Origin of the sequence: Subtercola boreus (assembly GCF_003399635.1) — a bacterium.
Lineage (GTDB): Bacteria > Actinomycetota > Actinomycetes > Actinomycetales > Microbacteriaceae > Subtercola > Subtercola boreus_B.
This window is the reverse complement of record NZ_NBXB01000001.1, coordinates 41,701-59,975: the sequence shown is the minus strand read 5'-3', so window position 1 is coordinate 59,975 and position 18,275 is coordinate 41,701. Positions and strand designations below refer to the sequence as shown.

At 66.0% G+C, this 18,275-nt stretch carries 17 protein-coding genes and 1 pseudogene; 10 read left to right on the top strand and 8 right to left on the bottom strand.

Translation table 11 applies throughout. The features are described from left to right. Window positions 1–71 precede the first annotated feature (71 nt). The gene (trxA, locus tag B7R22_RS00320; RefSeq protein ID WP_116281262.1) at window positions 72–398 is read right to left on the bottom strand and encodes a thioredoxin; all 327 of its coding nucleotides are present in this window, start codon (window positions 396–398) and stop codon (window positions 72–74) included. A 44-nt stretch (window positions 399–442) separates the two neighbouring features. Continuing rightward, complete coding sequence (gene trxB / locus B7R22_RS00315; protein ID WP_116409846.1) at window positions 443–1,444, bottom strand: thioredoxin-disulfide reductase; 1,002 nt, start codon at window positions 1,442–1,444, stop codon at window positions 443–445. A gap of 119 nt (window positions 1,445–1,563) precedes the next feature. On the opposite strand from trxB, the gene B7R22_RS00310 reads away from it, so the two are divergent. Further along, window positions 1,564–2,370 (top strand): alpha/beta fold hydrolase, encoded by an 807-nt coding sequence (locus tag B7R22_RS00310; RefSeq protein ID WP_116409845.1) that lies wholly within the window; start codon window positions 1,564–1,566, stop codon window positions 2,368–2,370. On the opposite strand, the gene murJ is transcribed toward B7R22_RS00310, so the two are convergent. Together murJ and B7R22_RS00300 are read right to left on the bottom strand one after the other, a co-directional pair. After that, a complete protein-coding gene (gene murJ, locus B7R22_RS00305; protein WP_116409844.1) occupies window positions 2,354–3,973 on the bottom strand; it encodes a murein biosynthesis integral membrane protein MurJ in 1,620 nt (539 codons plus the stop codon). The genes B7R22_RS00310 and murJ overlap by 17 nt on opposite strands. After that, a complete protein-coding gene (locus B7R22_RS00300) occupies window positions 3,966–6,395 on the bottom strand; it encodes a DUF6049 family protein (RefSeq protein ID WP_116409843.1) in 2,430 nt (809 codons plus the stop codon). Before B7R22_RS00300 ends, murJ begins: the two co-directional genes overlap by 8 nt. Window positions 6,396–6,474: 79 nt before the next feature. Between B7R22_RS00300 and B7R22_RS00295 the strand changes: the two genes are divergently transcribed. After that, complete coding sequence (locus B7R22_RS00295; protein WP_116409842.1) at window positions 6,475–7,911, top strand: CCA tRNA nucleotidyltransferase; 1,437 nt, start codon at window positions 6,475–6,477, stop codon at window positions 7,909–7,911. Between the two features lie 76 nt (window positions 7,912–7,987). On the opposite strand, the gene B7R22_RS00290 is transcribed toward B7R22_RS00295, so the two are convergent. Next, the gene (locus tag B7R22_RS00290) at window positions 7,988–9,229 is read right to left on the bottom strand and encodes a glycosyltransferase (RefSeq protein WP_172582123.1); all 1,242 of its coding nucleotides are present in this window, start codon (window positions 9,227–9,229) and stop codon (window positions 7,988–7,990) included. 181 nt (window positions 9,230–9,410) lie between these two features. Between B7R22_RS00290 and rpsF the strand changes: the two are divergent. From rpsF to B7R22_RS00250, 8 genes and pseudogenes are all read left to right on the top strand, one after another. Continuing rightward, window positions 9,411–9,740, top strand: a pseudogene (gene rpsF / locus B7R22_RS19620) (30S ribosomal protein S6); the annotation flags it as partial. A gap of 237 nt (window positions 9,741–9,977) precedes the next feature. Further along, window positions 9,978–10,496, top strand: a complete 519-nt coding sequence (locus tag B7R22_RS00280) for a single-stranded DNA-binding protein (protein WP_116409839.1) — start codon at window positions 9,978–9,980, stop codon at window positions 10,494–10,496. A 30-nt stretch (window positions 10,497–10,526) separates the two neighbouring features. Further along, window positions 10,527–10,790, top strand: a complete 264-nt coding sequence (rpsR, locus tag B7R22_RS00275) for a 30S ribosomal protein S18 (protein WP_104245567.1) — start codon at window positions 10,527–10,529, stop codon at window positions 10,788–10,790. A 9-nt stretch (window positions 10,791–10,799) separates the two neighbouring features. Beyond that, complete coding sequence (rplI, locus tag B7R22_RS00270; RefSeq protein WP_116281253.1) at window positions 10,800–11,252, top strand: 50S ribosomal protein L9; 453 nt, start codon at window positions 10,800–10,802, stop codon at window positions 11,250–11,252. Between the two features lie 379 nt (window positions 11,253–11,631). After that, entirely contained in the window at window positions 11,632–13,008 is a 1,377-nt protein-coding gene (gene dnaB, locus B7R22_RS00265) for a replicative DNA helicase (protein WP_116281252.1), read from the top strand. A gap of 103 nt (window positions 13,009–13,111) precedes the next feature. Next, entirely contained in the window at window positions 13,112–14,785 is a 1,674-nt protein-coding gene (locus tag B7R22_RS00260) for an RNA-binding domain-containing protein (RefSeq protein ID WP_116409838.1), read from the top strand. A gap of 95 nt (window positions 14,786–14,880) precedes the next feature. Continuing rightward, window positions 14,881–15,528 carry a DUF308 domain-containing protein gene (locus tag B7R22_RS00255; RefSeq protein WP_116409837.1) on the top strand — a complete coding sequence of 216 codons (648 nt, stop codon included), beginning with the start codon at window positions 14,881–14,883 and terminating at the stop codon, window positions 15,526–15,528. Beyond that, window positions 15,525–15,833 (top strand): hypothetical protein, encoded by a 309-nt coding sequence (locus B7R22_RS00250; RefSeq protein ID WP_216363338.1) that lies wholly within the window; start codon window positions 15,525–15,527, stop codon window positions 15,831–15,833. The genes B7R22_RS00255 and B7R22_RS00250 overlap by 4 nt, the downstream gene beginning before the upstream one ends. Here B7R22_RS00250 and purB read toward each other — a convergent pair. From purB to B7R22_RS00235, 3 genes are read right to left on the bottom strand one after another with little or no spacing between them, the layout of a single operon-like run. Further along, window positions 15,827–17,209 (bottom strand): adenylosuccinate lyase, encoded by a 1,383-nt coding sequence (gene purB, locus B7R22_RS00245; RefSeq protein WP_116409836.1) that lies wholly within the window; start codon window positions 17,207–17,209, stop codon window positions 15,827–15,829. The two genes, B7R22_RS00250 and purB, sit on opposite strands and share 7 nt — an antisense overlap. After that, window positions 17,206–17,796 carry a low molecular weight protein-tyrosine-phosphatase gene (locus B7R22_RS00240; protein ID WP_116409835.1) on the bottom strand — a complete coding sequence of 197 codons (591 nt, stop codon included), beginning with the start codon at window positions 17,794–17,796 and terminating at the stop codon, window positions 17,206–17,208. Before B7R22_RS00240 ends, purB begins: the two co-directional genes overlap by 4 nt. A 51-nt stretch (window positions 17,797–17,847) precedes the next feature. Further along, complete coding sequence (locus tag B7R22_RS00235) at window positions 17,848–18,258, bottom strand: phage holin family protein (protein WP_116409834.1); 411 nt, start codon at window positions 18,256–18,258, stop codon at window positions 17,848–17,850. Between the last annotated feature and the right edge of the window lie 17 nt (window positions 18,259–18,275).

Below are 18,275 nucleotides of genomic sequence, written 5' to 3'. Positions count from 1 at the left end.
CCGGACCCTGGGGGCCTGACGGGCGGTCGTGCTGCCGATCGGGCTCGTGCGGTTCTGTCGTGACCCTCGCTCTAGGCGAGGTAGGCGGCCAGGTCGCTCTCGAGCGCAGCCTTCGGCTTGGCACCGATGATGGTCTTGACGACCTCTCCGCCGCGGTACACCTTCATGGCGGGGATCGACGTGATCTGGTACTTCGCAGCCGTCTGCGGGTTCTCGTCGACGTTGAGCTTGACGATCTTGATCTTGCTCGAGTGCTCAGATGCGATCTGGTCGAGGATGGGCGAGACGGCGCGGCAGGGGCCACACCACTCGGCCCAGAAGTCGACGAGGATCGTTTCGTCCGAGTTCAGTACATCGGCTTCGAAGCTGGCATCGGTCACTGCTGACGCATTTGACATTGTTTACTCACTCTCTTGTTTGAAAACGATTGTGATCGGGGGATTCAGGACTGGGTGGACTGCAGGGAATCGATGAGCTCGATCTCAGCCTCTGCGTCGCGCAACTCGGCGATCGCCGACGCCTCGGCGAGACCGGCGAGGTAGTGCTCGGCGTCCAGGGCAGCAACGGTACCGGAGGCCGCAGCAGTCGCAGCCTGGCGGTAGGTGTCGTCGATGACGTCGCCGGCCGCGAACACGCCCGCGATGTTGGTCTTCGACGAGCGGCCGGCAACCGCGATCGTGCCGGACGTCGTGAGGTCGAGCTGGCCGTGCACCAGGTGGGTGCGCGGGTCGTTGCCGATCGCCACGAACAGGCCCTGTACGGGAAGTTCGCTCAGCTCACCGGTGACCGTGTTCTCGAGCTTCAGGCTCTCGACCGTGTTCTCGCCGCTGATACCGACGACGGCCGAGTTGAAGACGAACTCGATCTTGTCGTTCGCGAACGCACGCTCCTGCATGATCTTGGATGCCCGCAGGGTGTCCTTGCGGTGGATGAGGTAGACCTTGTCGGCGAAGCGCGTGAGGAAGGTCGCCTCCTCCATTGCAGAATCGCCGCCGCCGATCACGGCGATCGTCTTCTTCTTAAAGAAGAACCCGTCGCAGGTGGCACACCAGGAGACTCCACGGCCGCTCAGGCGCTCTTCGTCGTCAAGACCGAGCTTGCGGTAGGCGGAACCCGTGGAGAAGATGATGGCCTGGGCTTCGAAGTCGCCGCTGTAGCCCGTGGAGACCTTCTTGATGTCGCCGGAGAAGTCGACGCTCGTCACATCGTCGAGAAGAACCTCTGTGCCGAACTTCTCGGCCTGCTCCTGCAGCTTGGTCATGAGGTCGGGGCCCTGGATGCCCTCGGGGAAGCCCGGGAAGTTCTCGACCTCCGTGGTCTTCATGAGCTCACCGCCGGCTTCGACGCTCGACGCGATCAGCAGAGGCTCGAGGCCCGCGCGCGCGGCGTAGATTGCTGCAGTGAACCCGGCAGGACCGGACCCGATGATGATGATCTGTCGCATCGACAAGCTCCTTGATTGCGGCGACGGCGTCACCGGCTTCTGTGGTACTGAAGGCTTCAACACATCCTAACCGTCGCGTATTCCAGCGCTCGGGGTTTGCGCACAGGCATGATGGGAGGGTGAGCGAAGCATTCAATCCCGTCGACGGCACACGCATTGCGTACCAGGAGGCCGGCACCGGCACGCCGCTCGTGCTCGTGCACGGGTCGGCCCTGTCGCGGGCCATCTGGCGCGGGTTCGGCTACGTGAAGGCGCTCCGGAACGACTACCGGCTGATCCTCGTCGACATGCGCGGGCACGGCCTGAGCGGCAAGCCGCACGGCCCCGCCGACTACGCGATGACGCTCGTAATCCAGGATCTCCTCACGGTGTACGACGCCGCCGGAATCGACGCCGCGCACTTCATGGGCTACTCGTTCGGCGCCCGGGTGGGGTTCTCCCTGGCCGACGCGCACCCCGAACGGATGCTCTCGCTCATCTCGGCCGGTGGGACCTACCGCCTGGGGGAGGGAACCGTGAGCTCTCTGTTCTTTCCGGGCTACGACGAGGCGCTCGAATCGGGCGGGATGCGTGCGTTCCTGGACGGCTGGGAGGCAGAGGCGGGTGTCACGATCGATCCGGCCACGACGAACGCCTTCCTCGCGAACGACCCGGTCGCGCTGCAGGCGTACTTCCGTCAGTTGGCTGTCGAACAGGGTGTGGACGAGAAGAGGCTTGCGAGCATCCAGACCCCGGCTCTGCTGCTGGCGGGCACGGATGACCGGCAGCGCTACATCGACTCCGAGCGTGCCGCGGAGCTGATGCCGCACGCGCGCTTCGAGCCGCTCCCCGGGCGCGGGCACGGTGACACGCTGTTCCCGTCGGGCCCGGTGCTGGAGCTCGTGCAGCCGTTCCTGGCCGGGATCGACGCTACGCGCTCCGTCTGAGTCGGCCGAGGATGGGTCGCAGGGCATCCGTCAGCTCGGATGAGCGCAGCACCCGCAGACCGCCGAGATACACCAGCGCCATGGCAGCGCCAACGATCACCATCACGACGATGGCCTGGAGTCGGCCGGAGAGGGCGAAGCCGTCGGCCGACGCCCCGCCGAAGAGCAGGAACACCACGACACCCGTCGCCGCGGCGGGAACGGCGGCGAGGGCATCCTTGCCGAAGCTCGAAACCACCCGGCGACCGCCGCCGCCGAGTTTTCGACGCATGATGAACGCCGCCAGAAGTGTCTGGAGGGTGCCGGCGCCGGAGAGGCAGAGCGCCACGCCGACGCCGACGAACTCCTTGGGCACGAGAACCAGTACGAGCAGGCTGCCGATCGAGAAGACGATCGCCTGGAACAGGTTGGTGAAGAACGGGGTGCGGGTGTCGCCGAGGGCGAAGAAGGCCCGTTGGAGAACGAACAGAATGCTGAAGGCGGGTAGGCCGAGAAGAAAAGCGATGAGCACGGAGCCGATGCCGGTCGCCCCGGAGAACGAGTCGATCATCACGCGTCCGAACGGGAAGGCCACAACGACCAGAACCGTGCCGGCCAGCAACATGATGACGGTGATCTGCCGGATCGAGGCCGAGAGGTCGGCCCGCACACCCTCCGTACTGCCGATCGAGGCGTTCTCGCTCATCCGCGTGAAGTAGGCGGTGGCGATCGAAACGGCGACAACCGAGTGCGGCAGCATGAAGATCAGCCACGCGTTCGCCAGCACGGCGAGCGAGGCCTTGCCGTCTCCGGATGCGGTCGAGACCACGTTGGTCTCGACCAGCCCTGCGGCAGTGGTGACGAGGATCATGCCGAACGACCAGCTGGCAATCCTGCCTGTCTCCTTGAGCCCCACCCCGCGCCAGCGGAAGTCGGGCCGGTAGCGGAGGCCCACGCGCCGCCAGAAGAAGAACAGAACGAGCCCCTGAACGCCGATGCCGAGTGTGGCTGAGCCGGCCAGCAAGGCGATGGAGGAGGGCGTCCACCAGCTGAGTGGCAGGTAACCGTTCGGGTCGGAGCCGAACACCGCGATGAACACGACGAGCCCGGCGAGCGCGACGATGTTGTTGAGGATCGGCGCCAGAGTGAAGGGACCGAAGGAGTTGCGGGCGTTCAGCACTTCGCCGAGGATCGTGTAGACCCCGTAGAAGAAGATCTGGGGAAGGCACCAGTAGGCGAAGGCGATGGCCAGGTCGGTCTGCTCGGGTGTGAGCCCCGACACGGTGACCCGCACCAGCAGGGGAGCCAGCAGCGTGGCGACAAGCGCTGCCGCGGCGAGCACCAGGAGGGCGATGGTGACGAGCTTGTTGATGTATGCGACCCCGCCGTCTGAGTGCAGGGCGCTGCGGACGATCTGTGGGACCAGAACGGCGCTCAGGGCGCCGCCGGCGACGATGACGTAGATCGTGTTCGGCAGCTGGTTTCCCGCTGCGAAGGCGTCACCGGATGCGGCGAGGCCGATGGCTCCCGCCAGAACGATGGCCTTGATGAACCCGAGGATGCGCGAGATGATCGTGCCACCGGCGAGCAGGGTGCTGGAACGGACGATGCTGCGCTCAGCCATCGGATCCGCTTTCGGTGGGGGGAGCATCCGGAGCCGCGGGGGGAGAATCCGAGGCCCTCGCGGGAGACACCGACTCGGCAGCGCACGCGGCCTTCGCCCGTCGGCGCTTCAGAACCTGCCGCACGATGCCGAAAGCCAGCAGGGCGGCGGCCAGGACGCCGATCACGATCGTGCCGATGCCCTCCCAGTCCGCGCTCACATTGATCTGGCGCGGTGCTGCCTGGTTGATGGAGACACCTGACGGGCTGAAGATCTCGAGGCGCAGGTCGACCTGGCCGCTCGCCACCGCAGCCTTCACGGGCACGCGGGCCGTCTTCTGCGACTTCGCCTCGACCACGACCTCGATGCGCCCCGGTTCCACGACGAGGCGACCGTTCGAGGGGGTGACCTGCAGCTCGACGGTGACGGGCTGGTTGAGATCGTTGCTGATGAGCACGGGCACCTCGCTGCTCGTGGCGAAGAGGTTGATGTTGCTGCCGTCGATGATCTTGACCGAGTCGAGCGTCGTCGTCGTGAGGTTCGCGTAGTCGGCCTCGGCCGCCGTGCGGCCGGTCGGGTCAGCAGACCAGGACTGCGCGAGCACCGCGAGCAGGGTTGCGCGCTGTCTGCCGGTGAGGAGTTCGGGCGTGGCCAGCACGGAGGCGAAGTCCCCGACCTGGCGCTCGAAGTCGAGCATTGCGGCAACGGTGTCCCGCCGCGTGGCCGGCTCGTCGCTGTTCTTCACGCTGACGCCGAGGCTCGGCACGCTGAGCACGTCGGAGAGCCCGCGGTTCGCCGACCAGGGCAGCGACTCGACGAGGTCGAGGGCCCGGCCGACACCGAACGCCGTGGCGGGAGCCTGCCTGCCGAGGTCGACCACGAGTGCTGGCGGCCCCTGGCCGCCCTCGGCGTCGGCGATCGCGAGCATGCCGGACACTTCGGCCAGGGCCGCGTCGAGCCCCGTGTCGGTCGTTGCTGCGGCGGCCGTCTGCAGGGCATCCGAGAGCCCGGCATCGACGAGCACGGCGCTCTTGTCACCGATGGTGGCTGGGGCGCTGGGCGTGAGGTTGTCCTCTGAGGCGGGCAGGGCCACGTTGTCGGTGCTCAGGATGCTCGTTCCGAGCCCTGCGGCTGCGAAGAAGTTGAGGTCGTCGGTCGTCACGGTGCCGGCTGCGGGCCAGGCGACGTCGGTGCGGGTGTAGTTCCAGGCGGTGAGGTCGGCGAGGGTGGGCAGTGAGCCGGGCGCCGGCGCGGTGGTGGGTGTAGGGGTGGAGCCCGGGGTGGCGGGGGCCGCGGTGGCACCGGTGCTGGTCGACGTGCTGGTCGTGGTGGTGGTCGCCGAGCCGGAGCCCGTGCCCGCGGCATCCGTCGCCACCTGCCCCGGCAGGGCGAACGGATCGGGTGTCGGCGTGACCTGGAAGTTGGCGCTCGAGAGTGCGTAGTCGAAGGACGTCGGCGTGAGCAGGTTCGCGGCGCCGGCCTGGCGCTCGATCGCGATGTCGGAGTCGGCGTACGACAGCGGGAACGTGGGGTTCGTGGCGGACGCGAGCCGGGCCAACCAGTCGAGCGACGACTGCGGTGCAGCAGTGCCGAGCACCCGGATCGAGACGATGACCATCGGATCGATCGCGAGCGTGACAGGCCGGTCGACGACCGAGTCGAGCTTGCGGGCGAGCACACCGCCGGCTGAGGTGTACGTGTTGAGCTCTGCTGCGGTGAGCAGCCCCTGCGCGCCGGCGGGGGCGGTGAGCGGCATGATCGCCGCGACCGAGGTCTCCCGTTCGGGAGAACCGGCCGACCAGACGACGGTGTTCCGGGTGTCGACGAGGGTTGTCTCAGCGGTGTAGGTGGCCTCGATCCCGTAGGCCCCGAAGGTGTTGAGCCTGAGCTCGGCGGCGGGAAGCGTCGCCCGGAAGGTGCCGGTCGCGCCAGCAGCCAGCCCGGGTGCGGCCACGTCTGTCGCCACGGAGTCGCGTGACTGCGTCGAGCTCGTCGAGGGGGTGAGCCAGGTGCTCAGATCGTCCCGGGTGCTGAGGGGGGTGCGGTCGAGCCAGAGGTGGATGCTCCCCGGTGGCAGCGCGGAGCCCGTCGTGTTGGCGATGCTCACTGTGACGGCCAGGTCGGCTCCGGCCGCCAGCACTCCGGCGCTGTCGGGGGCGAGAGACACGACGACGGTGCCGGTCGCGGCTGTGCTGCCGGTCGGAGCGGCGGGGCCGGTGTTCGCATCGCCGGTGGGGGAGGTGGTCGCGGGCGCAGCGGTGACAGGCGCAGAGGGTGCGGGCGTGCTTGCGGCTTCGGCCGGGACGGTGCCGCCGAGCATCCAGAGCAGTGCAAGCGTGACGACCGCGACAACCGCCGCCAGACGACCGAACCGGCCCGCCGGGGCCAGCCGGAAGTCACGTCTCGGGCTGCGGCGGACGCCCGAATCTAACGCCGCATCCATGCCAGTGATTCTAGGGTGTCGGCCTGAGGAGGGCACGTAGGCCTCGCTGGTCGGCAGCTTCGGCCAGTAGGGTGACGGGGTGCGTTCCGTGGCAGACTCCCTCAGCTTCCTGGCCGAACTGGCGGCATCGTCGCCCATCTCCGAGCTCGCCGGTGCGTTCCGGGCGGCGGGTTTCGACCTCGCGCTCGTCGGCGGGCCGGTGCGCGATGCCTTCCTCGGCCGCACCGTGCACGACCTCGATCTCACTACGGACGCGACGCCCGACGAGATCCTCCGGATCGTGAAGCCGCTCGCCGACGCCCACTGGGACATCGGCCGGGCCTACGGCACGATCGGCGCGCGGATCGCCGGTGAGACGGTGGAGATCACGACGTACCGTTCGGATGTCTACGACCAGGCCAGTCGTAAGCCTTCCGTGGAGTTCGGCACCTCACTCGAGGCCGACCTGCTGCGGCGTGACTTCACGGTGAACGCGCTCGCGCTGAAGCTCCCCGAGCTGGTTCTCGTCGATCCCTCCGGGGGAATGGATGACCTGCTCGCCGGTGTGCTCCGAACCCCGTCGACGCCCGAGGTGTCGTTCGGCGACGACCCGCTCCGAATGCTCCGGGCCGTGCGTTTCACCGCCCAGCTCGATTTCACGGTCGACGACGAGACGCGGTTCGCCCTCGACGAGATGGCCGGTCGGATCGAGATCATCAGCGCCGAGCGCGTCAACGAGGAGCTGAGTAAACTGCTGCTCTCACCGGCCCCTCGCCGCGGCATCGAACTGCTGGTCGAGTCGGGGCTCGCCGCCTTCGTGCTGCCCGAGATCCCCGCACTCAGCCTCGAGATGGACGAACACCACCACCACAAAGACGTCTACCAGCACAGCCTGACGGTGCTCGACCAGGCGATCGACCTCGAGCGCTCGCGACAGTTCGACGGCGCCCCCGATCTCGTGCTGCGACTCGCAGCGCTGCTCCACGACATCGGAAAGCCGGCAACGAGGCGACTCGAGCCCGGCGGGGTCGTGTCGTTCCACCACCACGACCTGGTCGGGTCGAAGCTTGCGAAGAAGCGGCTGAAGGCGCTGCGTTTCGACAACGACACCATCGCGGCGGTGGCGCGGCTGATCGAACTGCACCTGCGGTTCTTCGGCTACACCGACGGCGCCTGGACCGACTCAGCCGTTCGCCGCTATGTACGGGATGCTGGCCCACTCCTCGAGCGACTGCACATCCTGGTGCGGGCAGACGTGACCACTCGGAACGTTCGGAAGGCCGATCGCCTGTCGTTTGCCTACGACGACCTCGAGACGCGGATCGCCGAGCTCGCCTCGCAGGAGGAGCTCGATTCGACGCGGCCCGACCTCAACGGCGAACAGATCATGGCGATCCTGGGCCTCACGCCCGGCCGTGACGTCGGCGAGGCCTACCGTTTCCTCCTGGAACTGCGCCTCGAAGAGGGCCCGCTCGGCGAGCAGGAGGCGACCCGCCGCCTGCTCGCCTGGTTCGCTGCGCGCGCGTCTTCGCCGTAGTCGCGCTCGTCGTCGTCGCCGCCGTCGTTGTAAACGAGGATGACCGCGGCCGATCTGGATGCCTGGCTCCGTCAGCTCATCTCGGCCGAAGCCACTGGTTCTCCCTGACGGCATCCCGGTAGGCCACCATCGTGAGCTCGGCGGTGAGCTTCCAGGTGTGCTGCAACGCGTGCCGGGTCGCCTTGAGCGAGAGGGCACCGAGCTGCCTGGGGTCGGAGAGCAGCTCGTCGATGGCCTGCCCCCAGGCGGCCGGGTCGCGGGTTCCGAGCAGCACTCCTGTGGAGCGGTGGATGACCGAACTGCCCGTTCCCGTGCTGCGGGAGGCGATGACAGGGGTACCCGATGCAGCCGCTTCGAGAGCGACCAGCCCGAACGTCTCGGAGTGCGACGGGATGAGCAGCAGTGCGGACTGCCTGATGAGCTCGGCCGCGACATCCCGGGTCTGGGTTCCGACGAACACGACGTCATCCGCCAGGCCGAGTTCGTCGACGAGAGTGTGCAGCGACTTCTCGTACTTCTTCTCACCCGGCGTCGGCGCCCCCGCGATGGTGAGCAGGGGCCGGCGTTCGGCGGGTATTTCAGCGAGAGCCCGGATGGCGAGATCCTGGCCCTTCAGCGGCTGGATGCGGCCGAGCACGAGTATGCCGCGTCTCCTCTCCTCGTCCACAGGGGCCGGCCAGTCGAAGATCCTCGGCCCGTCCACCTGCCTGACCGGGTGGAACAGTCCGGTGTCGACCCCCGGGGGAACGATCTTCACACGCAGGGTCTCCGCGTCGTAGGCTTGCACGATCGCGCGGGCCTCCTCGAGGGTCGAGGCAATCGTCGCCGCCGAATCCTGCACGAGCCTCTGCTCCGCCCAGAGCCGTTCGTTCGGCTCCGGCCGGTCTCCGGGCGCAAGGTGTTCGTTCTTGAGGGCGGCGACCGTGTGCAGGCTCTGGATGTGCGGAATCCCCTGCTCCTCGGCCACCATCAGGGCGCCGGCACCCGACAACCAGTAGTGGGAATGCAGGAGATCGAACCGCGGCAGAGCCCTCAGGGCATCCCGGAACGCGTTCATGTGGCGGGCGAGATCGTCTTTCGGCACGGGCTCGGCAGGGCCCGCCCGCAGGAACCGCACCGGAACTCCGGCACTGGTGTACCCGGTCTCCGGATGATCGGGGCTGGCCGCGCGCGTGAGGAGTTCGACCTCGAGCCCGAGCGCTGCGAGCTGCTCCGCCAGAGCCACCACGTAGACGTTCAGCCCACCGGCATCACCCGATCCGGGAGTCGCAAGAGGGGAGGTGTGCAACGACACCAGACCGACCCGTTTGAGACCCACGAGGGTCACTCTAGTGGCGCCCCCCGATCGAAGACCAGATCTGGTAAGCTCTACAGGTTGTCTACACCCAGTGGGGTTCTCCCACGCGGGTCATGACTGCTGCACACACCCTCCTGTCACAGAACGTCTGTGACCGATCTAGTCCAAAGGAGGTGGGTTAGTGACGCACAAATACGAACTCATGGTCATCCTCGATCCAGAAATCGATGAGCGCACCGTGGCTCCGAGCCTCGACAAGTTCCTGAACGTCATCCGCAAGGATGGCGGCACCGTCGACAACGTCGACATCTGGGGACGCCGTCGCCTGGCTTACGAGATCAACAAGAAGACCGAAGGCATCTACGCCGTCGTGAAGCTGACCGCAACGGCCGACTCCACCAAGGAGCTCGACCGCCAGCTGAAGCTGTCCGAAGCCGTCATGCGCACCAAGGTGCTGCGTGCCGAAGAGGCCATCGCCCAGGTCGCCGAGGCTGCGAAGCTCGCCGAGGCCAAGGCTGCCCGCGCTGCCGCGAACCCGAAGTCCTCTTCGGCTTCGTCGTCTTCGTCGGCTCCCTCCTCGTCGTCCGCGACCGCCGGCAAGTCGTCTGCTCCTGCTGCACCCGCGGCTCGTGCCGCTGCTGCGGTCAAGGCTGCGTCGAAGCCTGCTGCTGACGCTGCTCCTGCTGCCGATGCCGCTCCTGCTGCCGATGCCGCTCCGGCAGCTGCTGCTCCGGCCGCGCCTGCCGCTGCAACCGCCGAGTAGTCGACCATGGCTGGCGAAACCGTCATCACCGTGGTCGGCAACCTCACCGGAGATCCTGAGCTGCGTTACACGCAGAATGGGCTGGCGGTTGCCAACTTCACCATCGCTTCCACGCCGCGCACGTTCGATCGTGCGTCGAACGACTGGAAAGACGGCGAAGCACTGTTCCTTCGTGCAAGTGTCTGGCGTGAATTCGCTGAACACGTGGCCGGTTCGCTGACGAAGGGTTCCCGTGTCGTTGCGACCGGTCGCCTGCGCCAGCGTTCCTACGAGACGAAAGAGGGCGAAAAGCGCACCTCCATCGAGCTCGAGGTCGACGAGATCGGTCCCAGCCTCCGTTATGCGACGGCCCAGGTCACCCGTGCCTCATCCTCCGGCTCCGCCGGTGGCGGCGGCGGGCGTGGCCAGGTTGCCAGTGGCGGCGACGAGCCGTGGGCCGCAAGCGCGCCCGCAACGGCTACCTCCGGTGGCGGCGCTGATGTCTGGAACACTCCAGGCAGCTTCAGCGACGAGACCCCCTTCTAAACTTCACCTTTTTCAGAAAGCAGAACAACCATGGCTGGAAAGAGCAGCGGCGACCGCCGCAAGCCGATCCGCAAGGGGAAAGACGGCAAGAATGCCGCCCCCGCGAAGTCGATCCGCGTCGGCGTCATTGACTACAAAGACGTCAACACCCTCCGCAAGTTCATCTCCGAGCGCGGAAAGATCCGTGCTCGTCGCATCACCGGCGTCTCCGTGCAGGAGCAGCGTCTCATCGCCCGTGCAGTCAAGAACGCCCGCGAGATGGCCCTGCTGCCCTACGCCGGCTCGGGCAGGTAGGAACTCACAATGTCGAAACTCATTCTCACGCACGAGGTCTCCGGCCTCGGTTCCGCAGGTGATGTCGTCGAGGTCAAGAACGGCTTCGCGCGCAACTACCTGATCCCCCAGGGCTTCGCGGTGACGTGGAGCCGCGGTGGCGAGAAGCAGATCGAATCGATCAAGGCTGCCCGCACCGCCCGCGAACTCGCAACGATCGAAGAGGCCCAGCACCTCAAGCAGGTTCTCGAGAACAACGTCGTCAAGCTCGCCATCAAGGCGGGCAAAGAAGGACGCCTGTTCGGTTCCGTCAAGCCGAGCGCTATCGCTGACGCGGTCGCTGCTGCGGGCTTCGGATCGATCGATCGACGCAAGGTGGAGATCACCACGCCGATCAAGTCGACAGGTACCCACGAGGCTTCCATCCGCCTCCGTGACGACCTCAGCGCGACCATCACCATCCAGGTCGTAGCCGCAAAATAGTCTGTAACCCGAAGGAGGGGGGCGCTTCGAGCGCTCCCCTCCTTCGTCGTTTTTGTCAAGTGTTTTGTACACAGGGCGTGTCGGGTTACCAACATTCAACTCCGCATTCAAACATTCATCAGTCCACAGGCTGTGGGAATATTAAAAGCCTGATCAAGGGCTCTTTTGCGGCAAAAAATTCTTTGTTCTACACAGCTGATTCCACATGTTGTGCACAAGACTCGCCGCGTTTACCCGTTTAATTCCACAGAGTTATACACAGCCTGATTTGTGCACGGTCACACGCGGTTCCTAGTCTTAGCCAGCATCGCTCGCGTGTCATGTCGCCCGGATGTCAGACGGTGGCGGTAAGCCTGAGATCACGAGAAGAGGAGTTCGGGTGTCGATAGCGCATCTCGGCCTGACAGGCGACACGAGGTCGATCGGCGAGACCCGGGGTCACGAACGTACTCCCCCGCACGACCTGCTGGCCGAGCAGAGTGCCCTCGGCGGAATGCTGCTCAGCAAAGACGCTGTGGCCGACGTCGTCGAGGTCGTGCGTGGCGCGGACTTCTACATCCCCAAGCACGAGTTCGTGTTCGACGCGATCCTGAACCTGTACTCGCACGGCGAGCCGACCGACGTCATCGCGGTGACCGACGAGCTCACGAAATCCGGCGACCTCACGCGGGCCGGCGGAGCCGAGTATCTGCACACGCTCACAAGCCTCGTGCCGACCGCAGCGAACGCCGGGTACTACGCGTCGATCGTGGCGGAGAAGGCCATCCTCAGGCGTCTCGTGGAGGCTGGCACGCGCATCGTGCAGATGGGCTACGCCAGCGAGGGCGAGGTGATGGACCTGGTGAACAACGCCCAGGCCGAGATCTACGCCGTCAACGGCAACACGGAGACCGAGGACTACGTGCCTCTGACGACCGCCGTGAGCGCGGCCATCGACGAGATCGAGGCGGCGAAGGGCCGCGAGGGCCAGATGACGGGTGTCCCGACCGGCTTCGCCGAACTCGACATGCTGACCAACGGCCTGCACCCGGGTCAGCTCATCATCGTCGCTGCGCGCCCCGCTCTCGGTAAGTCGACCCTCGCGCTCGACTTCGCCCGTGCGGCGTCCATCAAGCACGACATGCCCTCGATCTTCTTCTCGCTCGAGATGGGGCGGAGTGAGATCGCCATGCGTCTGCTCTCCGCCGAATCATCCATTCCCCTGCAGAACATGAGAAAGGGAACGGTCGAGAGCAACGACTGGACCAAGATCGCCGCCACCCGCGGCCGCATCAACGACTCGCCGCTCTACATCGACGACAGCCCCAACATGACGCTCGTCGAGATCCGCGCCAAATGCCGGCGGCTGAAGCAGCGCGTGGGTCTGAAGATGGTCATCATCGACTACCTGCAGCTGATGACGTCGGGCAAGCGCGTCGAGTCCCGGCAGCAGGAGGTCAGTGAGTTCTCCCGGGCCCTGAAGCTGATGGCGAAGGAGCTGCAGGTTCCCGTCATCGCGCTCTCCCAGCTGAACCGTGGCCCAGAGCAGCGCGCCGACAAGAAGCCGGCCCTCTCCGATCTCCGCGAGTCGGGCTCCCTCGAGCAGGACGCCGACATGGTGATCCTGCTGCACCGCGAGAGTGCCTACGAGAAGGACAACCCGCGAGCCGGCGAGGCCGACCTCATCGTGGCGAAGCACCGGAACGGCCCGACGGCGACGGTCACCGTCGGTTTCCACGGGCACTTCTCGCGCTTCGCGGACATGCCGCACGCCTAGTGCGGCGTTGGCCTCGTCGCTGTTTCACACCAATGTTTGCAAAACTTTGGTAGTCAATATCGAAACCCTTGCGGAGTACCATAACTTTAGGTAACTTTGGGAGATGACGCCGAGGGAACTTCAGGAAATCGCTGCAGCCGGTGAGACGTTGCGAACCGAGTTCAAGCGTGGAACCCGCCAGCACCTCAGAGACGACACGATCGTCGAGGCTGTCACCTGCCTGGCGAACGGTGAGGGTGGAATCCTGTTCCTCGGCGTTGAGGACGATGGCTCAATCACGGGACTGGATGCCCGGCACGGCCCGACGACAGAACCGCATCTTCTACAAGCGATGATCCTCAACCGGACCGAGCCTCCGGTTGCGACGCTCGTCGAGCTGGTCACCGTCGGGAATCACACGGTTGCGGTGATCGACGTGCCGAATGAAGTTTCCCCAGTCGGCACGTCCGGAGGCAGATATCTTCGGCGCCGGCTCGATGCCAAGGGTGAACCTGAGTGCGTTCCCTACCCCCTTCATGAGATGCTCTCCACCGGACTCTCCGCACAGGGCCGTGACTATGCATCGACTCCTGCGCGTGGGGCCACGTGGGATGACCTCGACCCGCAGGAGTTCGAACGCTTCCGCGTGATGTGCGGTTCACGGAGGGGTGACGGGGTTCTGGCTTCGGCCAGTGACGAGGATGTGCTTCGCGCACTCCGTCTCATTGTTCCGGGCCCGGACCCGCTGACCCTGGGCGCGATTCTGGTCTTCGGAACGGAAGGTGCCCTGGCGCGTTTTGTTCCGACGTCGGAAGTCGTTTTCACTGAACTGCGAGAAGGCCAAATCGTGACGTCCGAGGTCGTTCGTGCCCCCCTCTTCAGAGCCGCCGCCCGCATCTATGACTTAATCGAGACACGCAACACAGAACAAGAGGTCTTCGTGGGCCTCCACCGGGTCGGGATCCGCCGCGTGCCTGAGCCGGTAATCCGCGAGGTCGTCGCGAATGCTCTCGTACATCGGGACTACGCATCCCTCGGTCCGATCTCCGTGGAGTTGGATGATGACACCTTCCGCGTGTCGAGTCCGGGAGGGTTTCCGGCGGGGATCACCCTGGACAACCTCCTCGAAGACTCCCGTCCACGCAGCCCCATCATCGCGGATGCCTTCAAACGCGCCGGAATCGTAGACCGGGCAGGGCGCGGTGTGCGCGAGATCTTCGACCAGCTTCTGCGTGCGGGGCGTGGTGAGCCTGACTATTCGCGATCCACCACCTCCTCTGTGGTTGTCTCCGTTCCCACCAGTGGATCGGATGTGGAGACGGTTCGATTCGTGCTCGACTTCGAAGAGAGCACCGGGCAACGACTGACACTCCTTCAATTGCGAATGATCCAGGAACTGAAGTCGACGGGTCCCCAATCCGCTGATGAACTGGCAACCGGACTGAAAGAATCGAGCGCACGTGTGCGGGTACTACTCACGCGTCTGACTGAGCAAGGGCTCGTCGAGGCTCGTGGATCCGGTAGGCATCGGCGGAACCACCTGACGGCAGCCTTCTACCGGATCGCCCAGTCGAGCGAATATGTGCGTCTTCAAGACACGGACCCCATCCAGCAGGATCGGATGGTGGTCGCCTACGTCGACCAGTACGGCAGCATCACTCGCCGGAAGGTGGCAGAACTGTGTCGACTGAGCCCCGACCAGGCAAGGGTGGTATTGAGGAGGCTGGTCGACTCAGGGCGGCTCGAACTTCGCGGTGAGCGACGTACGGCCCACTATGTCACGAAGGGCTCGCGCTGATCGAGACAGAGCGGAAGGTGCGCCCCGGGGCGGGGAGCTCACAGGCCGGGCGCAATACAATGGATGGTCAGCACTTCGAGAAGAGGCCATTTCAGGTGAGCAGCCAGGCAGCACGCACGGAAGGTCGATCGCCCTACTGGGGCGTTCCGGTCGCCCGGGCGATTCCGGCACTCGTGGTGGGTATGTTCCTCGCCTTCAGCCTCAACCATTCCGCGCAGGTCGGTCTGTTCGTGTTCGGTGCCTACGCCGTCGTCTCCGGTGTGCTGGTGCTGCTCCTTTCGCCGCGGTATGTCGCGGTTCGGGTCACCCGGCGGCTCTTCGTGGCGCAGGGCATCGTCGGCGTCGTCGTCGGTGTTCTCGCTCTGGTCTTCAACCAGGGCGGGGTTCCGTACTTCCTCTACCTCGTCACGCTGTTCGCGGCGCTCACGGGCTTCCTGGAGCTCTACGCGGGCCTCCGCAGCCGGCCCCGCCGCACGGTCGTCGACCGGGGTTCCCGGGATGGAGCCGCCGACGAGCGTGAGACCGATGCGCTCGCGTCGAAGGACTGGCTCGCCGTCGGTGGCTTCACGGCCGTGCTCGCCCTGGTGTTCCTTGTGCTGCCCCTCGACATCGTCACCGCGGTGGGTCTCTTCGGCGGCTACGCCGTCATCCTCGCCATCTTCCTCGTGATCGGTGGGCTGTCCCTCCGCTGGGGACAGCACGTCGACCACACTGCTCCGCTGAACCAGGAAACAATCTCGTGACTTCTGAAGACCCGAAACCTCCCACCCGCCGCGAAATCCTGAAGCCCGTCGAACTGGTGCTGCTCTCTGCGGGCCTCGCACTGTTCGTGGGCGTCGTGGTGCTGCTGTCCACTCGCCAGCCCCTGCTGGCCGTGGTCTTCTTCGGCATCGCATTCATCGTGTCACTGGTCGTGATCGCGATGTTCACCCTCACGTTCAAGCCGAACGCGGCTGAGCAGCAGGAGCTTCACGACGAAGACGAGGCGGGGTCGGGTGCCGGCGGTGTGGCGGGCCCGTACCTCGGCCCGGGCCCGAAGGCTCACTGAGACAGGTAGTCGACCAGTTCGCTCGCCAGCCCCGTGTAGGTGGCGGGGGTCAGGGCGACGAGTCGTGCCTTGGCCTCGGCGCCGATGTCGAGGCCTGAGACGAACGCCACGAGTTCGGCTTGGCCGATCCGCTTTCCGCGCGTGAGCTCCTTGAGCAGTGCATACGGATCGCTGATCGAGCTGCGGCCTGCGGCGATCTCAGCGCGCACGACAGTCTGGATCGCCTCACCGAGCACCTCCCAGTTCCCGTCGAGGTCTTCGGCGAGCAGCTCTGCGTTCAGCGAGATCTGGCCGAGTCCACCGAGGATGTTGTCGAGCGCGAGCAATGAGTGGCCGAGTGCGACGCCGACGTTCCGCTGGGTGCTCGAGTCGGTGAGGTCGCGCTGGAGGCGCGAGGTGACGAGGGTCTGGCTGAGTGAGTCGAGCAGCGCGCTCGAGAGCTCGAGGTTCGCTTCGGCGTTCTCGAACCGGATCGGGTTGATCTTGTGCGGCATCGTCGACGAGCCGGTGGCTCCGGCTACCGGGATCTGCGTGAAGTAGCCGAGCGAGATGTACGTCCAGATGTCGGTGCAGAGGTTGTGCAGCACCCGGTTGGCATGTGCCACGCGCTGGTAGAGCTCTGCCTGCCAGTCGTGCGACTCGATCTGGGTGGTGAGCGGGTTCCAGGTGAGGCCGAGCGAGGTCACGAACTCTTCGGAGACATGCGGCCAGTCGGTCGATTCCGACGCTGCGAGATGCGCGGCGAACGTTCCGGTCGCCCCGCTGAACTTGGCGAGGTACTCGGTCTGTTCGAGCTGGCGGATGATGCGCTCCAACCGGTAGACGAACACCGCCAACTCTTTGCCCATGGTGGTCGGCGTGGCCGGCTGGCCGTGGGTGCGCGCGAGCATCGGCACGGCGCGGTGCTCGAACGCCTGGCTCCGGAGTTCGGCGACGACGAGACGGAGGGCGGGCATCCAGACTCCGGTGACCGCCTCTCGGATGGTGAGCGCGTACGAGAGGTTGTTGATGTCCTCGCTGGTGCAGGCGAAGTGGGTGAGCTCTTCGACGGCGGTGAGGCCGAGCTGCTTCAGCTTGTTGCGCACGAGGTATTCGACGGCTTTGACGTCGTGCCGGGTGACGGCTTCGAGGCCGGCCAGCTCGTCGATTTCGGGCTGCCCGAAGTCGGTGACGAGCTGACGGAGGCTGCGGCGCTGGTCTTCTGTGAGTCTGGATGAGCCGAAGAACTCGTGGTCGGTGAGGTAGAGCAGCCATTCGACTTCGACCTCGACCCGCGCGCGGTTCAGGCCGGCCTCTGAGAGGAACTCGCCGAGGCCGGAGACGGCCGCCCGGTAACGGCCGTCGAGCGGGCTGAGGGGCTGGAGGGGAAGGGTCATGGTTGTACTCCGAAGAGGGCTGCGGCCGCGTCGGCGGCGGGTGTGGGCGGTCGGGTGGGCGAAGTGTGCGGGGTGTGGCGGAGCGCCGGCTCGAGCTGGGCGAACAGTGCGCGGCACGACCGCTCGATCGTGAGGAGCACTCGGTCGAAGAGAGCGGCGTTCGAATAGTACGGATCGGGTACGTCGAGTTGTGTGCCTGCTTCGGGGTCGAAGCTGGCAAGCAGGCGGATCTTGGAGCGGTCGGCGTCGTTGTCGGCCCAGTCCCTCACGACCCGTTCGTGGCTCCGGTCGAGCACCACGACGAGATCGAGCCCCTCGAACCAGCTGGGATCGAACTGGCGCGCCCGGTGCGCCTGACCGTCGTAGCCGTGCTCGGTCAGAGAGGCGAGAGTGCGCGGGTCGGCCTGTTCACCCACGTGCCAGTCGCCGGTTCCGGCCGAGGAGACGACGATCCGATCATCCAGCCCGCTCTTCAGAACGAGGTCGCGCAGCACCACTTCGGCCATCGGGGAGCGGCAGATGTTGCCGGTGCAGACCATGCAGACGCGGAACACTCCGTCGGGTCGCGGTGCGGTGTCGGCGGGCATATGTCCATTGTCTCAGCCGGGCGCTGCCCGGTGTGGCGGCTGGGCAGGGGTTCAGGCTCGGTTGGCGCCCCGGCCGACGCGGAAGATCGCCTTGAGGATCGCGCCGATGATGGCGGAGAGCACGGCGAGCACCAGGGCGCCGAGCACAGCCCACCAGAACCCGTCGACCTCGAGACCGAACCCGAAGAGACTGGTGATCCAGCCCGCCAGCAGCAACAGCACGGCGTTGACGACCAGCGAGATGAGGCCGAGGCTCAGGATGTAGAGCGGGAACGCCACGACCCTGATCGCGGTGCCGATGATGCCGTTGACGATCCCGAAGATGAGAGCGACGAAGAGGTACGAGAGGATCGCGGCGAGGACACCGGTGTCGTAGGCGACGAGATTCACTCCCCCGACGATCTGCACGGTGGCCCAGAGGGCGATGGCATTCGCGACCAGGGAGACGAGGAATCTGCGCATGCCCCCCACTATCCCAG

Bases quoted from the DNA above. Each gene is read 5' to 3' on its own strand.
- rplI (WP_116281253.1), top strand. From the start codon at position 10,800: ATGTCGAAACTCATTCTCACGCACGAGGTCTCCGGCCTCGGTTCCGCA.
- purB (WP_116409836.1), bottom strand. From the start codon at position 17,209: ATGACCCTTCCCCTCCAGCCCCTCAGCCCGCTCGACGGCCGTTACCGG.
- rpsR (WP_104245567.1), top strand. From the start codon at position 10,527: ATGGCTGGAAAGAGCAGCGGCGACCGCCGCAAGCCGATCCGCAAGGGG.
- B7R22_RS00240 (WP_116409835.1), bottom strand. From the start codon at position 17,796: ATGCCCGCCGACACCGCACCGCGACCCGACGGAGTGTTCCGCGTCTGC.
- B7R22_RS00235 (WP_116409834.1), bottom strand. From the start codon at position 18,258: ATGCGCAGATTCCTCGTCTCCCTGGTCGCGAATGCCATCGCCCTCTGG.
- B7R22_RS00300 (WP_116409843.1), bottom strand. From the start codon at position 6,395: ATGGATGCGGCGTTAGATTCGGGCGTCCGCCGCAGCCCGAGACGTGAC.
- B7R22_RS00280 (WP_116409839.1), top strand. From the start codon at position 9,978: ATGGCTGGCGAAACCGTCATCACCGTGGTCGGCAACCTCACCGGAGAT.
- B7R22_RS00260 (WP_116409838.1), top strand. From the start codon at position 13,112: ATGACGCCGAGGGAACTTCAGGAAATCGCTGCAGCCGGTGAGACGTTG.
- trxA (WP_116281262.1), bottom strand. From the start codon at position 398: ATGTCAAATGCGTCAGCAGTGACCGATGCCAGCTTCGAAGCCGATGTA.
- trxB (WP_116409846.1), bottom strand. From the start codon at position 1,444: ATGCGACAGATCATCATCATCGGGTCCGGTCCTGCCGGGTTCACTGCA.
- murJ (WP_116409844.1), bottom strand. From the start codon at position 3,973: ATGGCTGAGCGCAGCATCGTCCGTTCCAGCACCCTGCTCGCCGGTGGC.